Below are 8,536 nucleotides of genomic sequence, written 5' to 3' on the forward strand. Positions count from 1 at the left end.
GCCCCGGCGCGATCGCCGATTTGATCTGACAGCTTGCAGGGCGATTCACAAATGCTGCTAAAGCGTCAGCTGGGTCCCCCCTTCCCCCGGGACCGGCTGGACGAACTCGGCCGGGGGGAAGGAGGGACACGATGGAGAAGGCGAAGGCCCGTCCCGAGCGCCTGCTGCGCTCGCTCGGCCTGCATGGCCTCGATCACCTCGATCCGATCGTTCTCGCGGCCCTGGCCGACGAGCGGCCCCTCCTGCTCATCGGACCGCACGGCACCGGGAAGTCGGAGCTTCTCAACAGGATCGCTGCCGCACTCGGCCTCGAGCACCGCCACTACAACGCCAGCCTGATCAGCTTCGACGACCTGCTCGGCTATCCGATGCCGGACGCCGAGCGGAAGCGCATCGAGTTCGTCGAGACGCCGGCCAGCATCTGGGGTGCCGAGTCGGTGTTCCTCGACGAGATCTCCCGCTGCCGCCCCGAAACTCAGAACAAGCTCTTCTCGCTCGTCCACGAGCGCAAGGTTCAAGGAGTTCCCCTCCCGAAGCTTCGGTATCGGTGGGCCGCGATGAACCCCCCGTGCACCGACGAGAGCGACAAAGAGAGCGAAGAGATCTACGCCGGCTCGCTGCCCCTCGACCCAGCTCTCGCCGACCGGTTCGCGTACGTGGTGACGGTGCCGGGGATCTATGAGATGTCCGTTCGGGCCCGCCGCGCGTTGATCGCCACGCAGCGCGACCCCGGGCCCCGGGGCACCGATCTCCGCGAGCTGGTGCGGAGGACTCGCGACCATCTGGCCGACTCCCATCCTCTGGACGACGATTGGCTCGAGGCCTGGACCGACGCGCTGCTGATCCCCCTCAGGGAGGCCGGGTTCCCCATCAGCGGCCGCCGGGCCGTCTTCCTCGTTCGCTCGGCGCGGTCGGTCTGGGCGGCCTGCAAGGCGCTTCGGATTCCGGCGCGCCTCGACGACGCCGCCTTCGAGGCCCTCGCGAGCGGCCTTCCGCATCCCGCATACGGGCGGCGTCCCACTTCGTCCGTGTTGCGGAGCATCCACAACGCCGCGTGCCAGACCGCCGGTGAGAACCCCAGCAGCGTCTGGCACGCCATCCGTGCGGAAATCGACCCCTCCAGGCGGGCGATCCTCGCCGCCAAGGCGCCCCCCGGGTCGATCGGCAGGGACGAGCTCAGCTCGGTCCTGTGCGATTGCCTCGCCCGCTCGACGAAGCCCGAGCGGTACCTGCTGTCGATCCTTCTCTCTCCCCTGCTCGCCGACGGCGACCGGATCAATGCGCCCGCGCTCGAGATCCTGACCCAACCGTTGTCCGGAGTCCTGGCCTTCTCCGTGGAGGAGTCCCACCACCAGTCGATGTCCCGTGCGAAGGCCCACTCCTGGAGCAAGGTTCTGTCGACGGTCACCGCCCTGCAGAAATCCGACGACCCCGACAGAGTCGAGCTCGCCAACGCGCTGATGACCCTTTTCCTCGTCGAGAAGGAGACCTTCGATCCGGACGCGCTCGTCGCCCGCTTCCGCGAGCTCCGGGAGCTGCTCCGAGGCGACGGACGGTCTCTGGCCGCCTGAGTGTCGCCATGAGGGAAACCACCGACAGCGCTCTCGAGGCGGGCCGTGCTCTGCACAACATGTCCGCGCCTCCGCGGCTCTCCATCACCGTGTCCCCGCTGCGAAAAGGAGCGGCAAGGGCGGAGCAGGGAACGGGCGCCGGTTGCAAGTTGATCGGCTTTTTGGACCTGTCCCTGTTGTGCGGGAAGGACTGGAACTCTCTGAGTCCTCGGGAAAGGCTGCTCGCCGCCCTGAAATTGGCACGGTCATGGTCGGGTGGCTCCGTGACCGGGACGACGCGCCTGACCGTCGAAGCGGCGACGGACGAACTCCTCGACCGCCTCGCCGCCCAGGATCCCGCCCGTCTGGGGCTTCCGCGCGTCGCGCTCGCCCGCCGGTTCCCCCGCTGGCCCCACAAACGCGTGCGGCGCGTCCGGTCTTCCGCCGCCGCCCTGGTCCTGCTGAGCCGCCTGTCGGGTCCCCTGTTCCTGGCGATCAGGAGCCCGAGCGTCGAGCCGATCGTCAACCACGGAGGAGTCGTCGCCTTCTACCGCGTCGGCGCCGAACAGGAGAAACGGTGATGGTCTGCGAAGCGAAGGAACGGTCGAGGGAAATCCAGGAACGCATCCTGGCGGCGATTCCGCCGACGCACCCGACATACGCGAAGCTGCTGTCGCTGCTGTCGATCGAGATGTCGACGGAGGTCGACACCGCATGCGTGACCCTCGGGTTACGCTCCCGGCTGCTGATCAACCCCGACTTCGTCCGGCTTCACTGTCCCACGGACGGGGCGCTGGCGATGCTCGTGATGCACGAGCTGTACCACATCCTGCTGGGGCACACGCGCCTTTTCCCCCGCGTCACGCCGGAGCAGAACCTCGTCTTCGATGCCGTCATCAATGCCCAGCTCTGCAGGGAATTCCGAGACCTCGAGCACACACTGCTCTTCCGGAGGTTGTACCGGCCCGACGTGCTCCCGGAAGCGCTGCTGCGGCCGCCGCCCGGCTGGGGAACGAGACGCGTGAGGTGGATTCTGGACGGCGCCGCCGGGGCCGCTCACCGTGCTCTCTACAAGAACGGCAGCGCGACCTACTCCGAGCTTTTCTCGCTCGTGGCGGCCGCCGTCGCCCCGGCCGTCAAGAAGCTCGGCGAGGGCGCGGCGAAGAACTGTGCCGGGAACGAACCGGGCGACAAGGACGAGCAGAGCTCCCCCGCGGGTTTACCGGGAACGGACCCCTCGGGGAGAAAGCCGGAGAGTGGCGCCTCCGGCACCCGTCCGTCCGAGTCCGGGGGCGAAGGCGGACCGAATCGAGAAGGTGGCACCGCGGGCAACACCGGCGACAGCCGGCAGGAGCGACGCGACGGGCATCCGGAGTCCGCTCCGGCGGCAGGAGAAGACTGGCCCCTCCTTCTCGGGAACCACGGAGATCCGGACGACGCGGGCGGGGACGCTGACGCGCGAAGCGACCTCATCGAGGCCGTGGAACGGGTCATCGCCGAGTGGCCGCGCGAAACCCGGGCTTCCGGACGGGACCTCGGAGGCGATCTGGCAGAGGGCTCGATCGCGCTTGGCGATGCGAACGCGGCAACCAGGAGGATTCTCCGGAAAGCGATCCTCTCGGTGGCGGACCTCGGTACGGAGCCGGGTCACCTCGGACGCGCCGACTCCGTCTGCCGCGTCCCGCTCCCCTACCGCACCCGGCCGGATCGCGCGGCGGAGGCGAGGGCGGCCCTCGGACTTCCCGTGCTTTTCTACGCGGCCGACCTGCACCACACGAGCCGGGTGTCCTGCGAGCGAGCCCATGTCTACCTCGATGTCAGCGGGAGCGTCAGCGCCCTGGTACCGGTCATGTACCAGGCCTTGTTGCCTCTCAAGAACTGGATCGCCGACAAGGTGCACCTGTTCAGCACCGAGGTGAAGGACATTTCCTTCGACGAGCTGAGACGGGGAAGGGTCCTCAGCACCTACGGAACGGAAATCGCTTGCGTGACCGAGCACATGATCCGGAACAGCATCCGGCGCGCTTTGATCGTCACGGACGGCTTCGTCGGCGAGGTCCCCGAGGAACACCGGAAGAGACTCACCAAGACGCGGGTCGCCGTGGCCCTGTTCGCTGAAGGGGATCGGCAATTCATGGCCGGTTTCGGCCGCGGGAGGGTCTTCCAACTGCCGCCGATCGGCTAGACGAAAGTACGGGAGGTCGTGCCATGACGGGCGAGAGCATCGAGACCGCGGAACATGTCCTTCCGGGACACCCGGACAAATTGTGCGACGCAGCGGTCGACGCGATCGTGGAGCGGGTCCGCCGGCGGGATCCGGGCGGCCAGTGCGGGCTCGAAGCGGCGTGCATCCTCGACACGTTCCACGTAACCGGGAGGATCGCCACCCGGCGCGAGGTGCTCGCGGATCTCGACGTCGCGGAGATCGTGCGGGAGACCTACCGTCGCGCGGGCTACGGCATCGATCCGGCCGGGCGCGCGTGGGGGCCCCTTCCCGAGAAGCTGCAAATCAGCACCGGCCTCGTCCAGGGAGAGTTCGAGCCGGGGGAGAGGGAGCTCCGGCATCTGAGCGACGACCAGTCGATCTCCGTCGGCTATGCCAACGATCTCGAGGAGACGAACCACTTGCCGCCGGCCGTCTGGGTGGCGCGGCGGCTGGGACGGGCGCTGCATCTGTTGCGGAACGAGAAGGGAGCCGGCGAGATCGGACCGGATGGCAAGGTGCTCGCGCGGGTTTCCCGATCGGGGAGCAACTGGCGGCTGCTCTCGCTGTCGATCTCGCTGAACCATCACGAGAAGACCGATTGGATCCGCATGCGCCGGCTCGTCGACGAAGCGGTGGAGCGGGCCGGCATCCGGTTCCGGACGCCCGACATCATGCTCAACGGAGCCGGAATGTTCGTCTGCGGCGGTCCGAACGGGGACAACGGGCTCTCGGGCAAGAAGCTGGTCGCCGACGCCTACGGCGCGGGCGTTCCGATCGGCGGGGGAGCGTGGTCGGGGAAGGACCTCCGGAAGGTCGATCGCCTCGGCGGGCTCCTCGCGCGCTGGCTCGCGAAGAGGGCGGTGTTTCGCGGCCTCGGGCGGGAGGTGCTCGTGACGCTGACGTACGTTCCGGGCGGCGACCGGCCGGCCACGGTCGACGCGCGCGCCGACGGACGGCCCATCGACGAGGAGCGATTCTCGGCCGCTCTCGGCGACCCCGACCTGTCGAACGCGGCGGTCTGGCAGATCTTCCGCAGCTGCGAGATCCCCTTGGACGATCTCGCCCGCTGGGGACACCAGCAGCCGGGCGTGCCTTGGGAAACGGTCCCGTGAGGCCGTCGGTCCGGCGGCGGGTCCGGGCGCCCCGTGTCGCCAGCTCTCGCGCCGGAGCCGACCGCTTCGCTCCCCGAAGCGCGCAGACGGGTGGAGCGCCGCGATATACTGCCGCGGTTCAGGTTCGCGGTCTTTCGCGTTATCGACGAAGGGGGCGCACATGCTGATGAGGCGTGGGTGCGCGATCGCCGTGTGGCTCGTCCTCGCCGCCGGTGCGTCCGTCGCACAGGTTCTCCCGGCGGACGATACGATCCTGCCGGCGGTCGTGCGGATCGACGTGTACGTCGATCCGCCCGATCTGCTCAGCCCGTGGCAGAAGGCGGGAGTCGAGCACGTCACCGGAGCGGGCATTCTCGTCGGCCGGGGCGCGGTGCTCACGGCCGCCCACGTGGTGGCCGACGCCGTCAGCATCGAGGTCCAATCGGCTTTCAGCGCCGAGCGCTCGGTGGCGGAGGTGGCCTACATCGGCCACGAGTGCGACCTCGCCCTGCTCCGCCTGGAGGATCCACGGTTCCTCGCGGAGGTGGAGCCGGTGCCGATCGGCGCGACGCCTGCGCCGGGCACCGAGCTCCGGATCTACGGCTTTCCGATCGGCGGAGAGAGCGTCTCCTACAGTTCGGGGATCGTCTCCAGGGTGCAGGTCGGCACCTACGTCCACTCCGCGGAAGATCTTCTGCTGGTCCAGACCGACGCCCCGGTCAATCCGGGCAACAGCGGCGGACCGGCGATCGCCTCGGGCCGCCTCGCCGGCATCGCCATGCAGACGCTGGAGGACGCGGAGAACATCGGCTACCTGGTACCGGCCGCGGTGATCCGGCACTTTCTCGACGACGTGTCCGACGGTCGCTACGACGGGTTCCCGAGGCTGGGCGTCAGGCTGCAGGACCTGGGGAGTCCGGCGCTCCGGGAGTACCTCGGGATGCCGCCCGGAACGAGCGGAGGGCTGGTCATCCGTGTCGATGACGGCGGCCCGGCGGACGAGGTCCTGAGGCCCGGCGACGTGCTGCTGTCGATCGGCGGCCGCCCCCTGGCGAACGATCTGACGGTGGACCTTCCCGGAATCGGCCGCGTCGACTGGAGCGCCGCCGTCCGCTCCCGTCAGATCGGCGAGCCGATCGAGCTCGAGTGGCTCCGCGGCGGCGAGCGCCGGCGCGCGCGGATCGAGCTGACGCCGCACCGGCCCCTCGTGCCCGGCCGCCACACGGCCGAGGTGCCGCGCTACTTCGTCTTCGGCGGGATCCTCTTCCAGCCGCTCTCGTACGAGTACCTGCGCGACTACTTCGAGGATCCCCCTGCCGAGCTCGAACTGTGGGCGACCGACCGCAACGTGGTCACCCCGGACCGGCACGAGCTGATCATCATCCAGCAGGTGCTGCCGGACCCGGTCAACCGGGGCTACCAGGACTGGGCGGATCTGGTGGTCGAGACGGTGAACGGCGTCCGCCCGCGCGACCTCGACGCACTCGCGGAACTCGTCGACACGGCGACGGGAGAGTGGCTGGCGATCGAGGTCGGCGACGGCCGGCGTATGGTTCTTCCGCTCGCGGAGGCGAGGGCCGCCCGCGAGCGAATCCTGAGGAACTTCGGCCTCGACGACGATCGGTCGCCCGACCTCCGCCGCCGCTCTCCGGGGCCGGCCGACCGGCCGAACGCCCCTGCGGATCGGGGCGATCGCCGGAAGCCCCGGCGGGCGGGGTCCGCCGGGGAGGCCGGGCCGCGCGGGCCGGCCGGTACCGGCGCGTGAGGCTTCGGGGCGGGCTCAGGGGCGACCGAGCCGAAATCCTTCCCGCAGCGCCCGCGGCGGGACTTCCCCGAGGGAGCCTCGGATCCCCGGCGCCCCGGGGGCGGCGACGGCGCCGAGGGGCCTCCCGGCTCCGCGACGTCCGGCCGCCCGCGGGCCGCGGTTCGCCCGGGCGATCGCCGTCAGCTCTTGTCGGCCTGGCAGGTGCGGATCCCGAGCAACGTGTACAGGGGACAGGTGCCCAGCGCCGCGGTGGCCAGCGGCACGATCCCGATCAGCCCGATCCACCGCCATGGCCCCTCGATGACGAAGACGAGGGCGAGCAGCACGAGCCCCACGATCACGCGGGCGACACGGTCGGCGGTTCCGACGTTCTTGTCCATCGCTGCCTCCTCGACACCGAGCGTCCGGCCAGGTGGTCCGGCACGCGCCTCGGGCCACCATTCTAGGCCCGGGCGCGCCCGCGGCGCCCTCCCATGATCCTCCGGTAGAGCCACGGAAGGCTCACGTCGAGCCGGTAGTCGATTCCGGAGTGATCGTCGTCGAACTCCTCGTAGCGGTGCGGAATTCCGTACTGCCGCAGCTTCCTGTGCAGGATTCGGGCGCCGTAGTGCATGTAGTACTGGTCGCGCCGGCCGCAGTCGATGTAGATGCCGGAGAGGGAACGGAGCTGCCGCCGGCACGCCTCGCGATCGACGAGTCTGATCGGATCGTGCCGCTGCCAGCGCGCCCACCGGCGGCGGTCGATCTCGCCGGTGTGAGTGTCCATCGGGAGCCGGAAGCCGAGCGGGGCGTCGGGGTCGGGATCGTAGAACGCAGCCATCGCGAGGAACATGATCGTGTGCGCGTCACCCCGCGACAGTTTCTTCTTCCCGTAGAAGGCGCGGAGGAAGCGGGCGGGATCGCCCCCGTAGGCCGCCAGCGAGTCGAGCGTCCGCGGGATGTCGTGCCCGTAGCAGAACTCGAAGTACATGTCGCCCGAGTGGCACGCGATCGCGCCCCAGTGCCGGGCGTAACGCATTCCGTGCACGATCGCGCCGTACCCCCCCGAGGACTTCCCGAACACCGCCCGGTGACGGGCGTCGCCGAAGGTCCGGTACCGCTCGTCGACGGCAGGCAGGACCTCCCGCACCAGGTAGTCGGCATAGCGGCCGACCGCCGGCGAGTTGATGTACTGGTTGCCGCCGAGACGGGTCCAGCAGTCGGGGAAGACCGCGATGACGGGGCCCATCTCCCCGCGCCGCACGAGACGTTCCAACCGTTCCGGGACGTTCTCGTCGAACGCCCTCCAGTTGAGATGGGCTGGGCCGCTTCCCAGGAAACCGACCAGGTCGACGAAGACCGGAAAACGCCGGTCCGGCTCGCGTTCGTACTCCGGCGGAAGGTAGACCGCGACCTCGCGGACGTGGGGATCGCCCAGCGGGTTCCCGCGCAGCACGCGCGACTCGAGGCGGAACCTCTCCACCCTTCCGCGCAGAGGGATGCGCTTTCTCAGCACCGCTCCACCTCCGGGCTAGCGGCGGGTCGCATTCTAGCGGCCCGGAACGGCACCCGGACAGGCGCGCAGCGAGCGGAAGGCGAAACCGGCCTCCTGCCGTGCGCCGAGGGCGCCCGCCGCGGCGGGCGCGACCGCCGCGACCGGCGGCCGTGCCGGCCGGACGCAGCCCTCGCCGGGCAACGCTCTGTTCGGCACCGCACGGTCGTTCGCTCGCACGGTCCGGACGCCGCGCCGCCCAGCCACGACCCTTCGGCCGTGCCGGCGGCAAGCGGCCGAGACCTCCCGGCAGCCGAGCCGTGACGCGGCCCGCAACGCCCGGAGAAACGCTCTGGTCTCGAAACCCCGGTCCGCCCGGACCCGCCCGCGGCGGAACGCCGCGTCCGAAACTTTCGGCCAGGAACGGCGAGCCCGCGCGCGGCGGCATCGAAC

Annotated in this window: 8 protein-coding genes; 5 read left to right on the forward strand and 3 right to left on the reverse strand. The window is 70.0% G+C overall.

What is annotated here, in order from left to right; translation table 11 throughout:
• The first annotated feature begins 131 nt into the window (after positions 1 to 131).
• The 5 genes from D6718_13600 to D6718_13620 all read left to right on the forward strand — a co-directional run bounded on the left by D6718_13600 (position 132) and on the right by D6718_13620 (position 6,612).
• Positions 132 to 1,571 carry a hypothetical protein gene (locus D6718_13600; GenBank protein RMG42604.1) on the forward strand — a complete coding sequence of 480 codons (1,440 nt, stop codon included), beginning with the start codon at positions 132 to 134 and terminating at the stop codon, positions 1,569 to 1,571.
• A gap of 8 nt (positions 1,572 to 1,579) precedes the next feature.
• Positions 1,580 to 2,131: a hypothetical protein gene (locus tag D6718_13605; GenBank protein ID RMG42605.1), complete on the forward strand. Its 552-nt coding sequence runs from the start codon at positions 1,580 to 1,582 to the stop codon at positions 2,129 to 2,131.
• Entirely contained in the window at positions 2,131 to 3,735 is a 1,605-nt protein-coding gene (locus D6718_13610) for a hypothetical protein (protein ID RMG42606.1), read from the forward strand. Before D6718_13605 ends, D6718_13610 begins: the two co-directional genes overlap by 1 nt.
• 23 nt (positions 3,736 to 3,758) lie before the next feature.
• Positions 3,759 to 4,868, forward strand: coding sequence for a hypothetical protein (locus D6718_13615; protein RMG42607.1), 1,110 nt, complete (start codon positions 3,759 to 3,761; stop codon positions 4,866 to 4,868).
• A gap of 160 nt (positions 4,869 to 5,028) precedes the next feature.
• A complete protein-coding gene (locus tag D6718_13620) occupies positions 5,029 to 6,612 on the forward strand; it encodes a serine protease (GenBank protein ID RMG42608.1) in 1,584 nt (527 codons plus the stop codon).
• 179 nt (positions 6,613 to 6,791) lie between these two features.
• Here the strand turns inward: D6718_13620 and D6718_13625 are convergent, their stop codons facing one another.
• The 3 genes from D6718_13625 to D6718_13635 form a co-directional block, all read right to left on the reverse strand.
• Positions 6,792 to 6,992 carry a DUF2892 domain-containing protein gene (locus D6718_13625; protein ID RMG42609.1) on the reverse strand — a complete coding sequence of 67 codons (201 nt, stop codon included), beginning with the start codon at positions 6,990 to 6,992 and terminating at the stop codon, positions 6,792 to 6,794.
• 62 nt (positions 6,993 to 7,054) lie between these two features.
• Complete coding sequence (locus D6718_13630) at positions 7,055 to 8,107, reverse strand: enterochelin esterase (protein ID RMG42610.1); 1,053 nt, start codon at positions 8,105 to 8,107, stop codon at positions 7,055 to 7,057.
• A gap of 33 nt (positions 8,108 to 8,140) precedes the next feature.
• The coding region (locus D6718_13635; GenBank protein ID RMG42611.1) for a hypothetical protein at positions 8,141 to 8,536 on the reverse strand (396 nt) is incomplete at its 5' end.

The sequence above is a fragment of the Acidobacteriota bacterium genome, from assembly GCA_003696075.1.
Lineage (GTDB): Bacteria > Acidobacteriota > Polarisedimenticolia > J045 > J045 > J045.

Coding starts and splice junctions, on each gene's coding strand:
- D6718_13615 (RMG42607.1), top strand. CDS start 3,759: ATGACGGGCGAGAGCATCGAGACCGCGGAACATGTCCTTCCGGGACAC.
- D6718_13625 (RMG42609.1), bottom strand. CDS start 6,992: ATGGACAAGAACGTCGGAACCGCCGACCGTGTCGCCCGCGTGATCGTG.
- D6718_13610 (RMG42606.1), top strand. CDS start 2,131: ATGGTCTGCGAAGCGAAGGAACGGTCGAGGGAAATCCAGGAACGCATC.
- D6718_13600 (RMG42604.1), top strand. CDS start 132: ATGGAGAAGGCGAAGGCCCGTCCCGAGCGCCTGCTGCGCTCGCTCGGC.
- D6718_13620 (RMG42608.1), top strand. CDS start 5,029: ATGCTGATGAGGCGTGGGTGCGCGATCGCCGTGTGGCTCGTCCTCGCC.
- D6718_13605 (RMG42605.1), top strand. CDS start 1,580: ATGAGGGAAACCACCGACAGCGCTCTCGAGGCGGGCCGTGCTCTGCAC.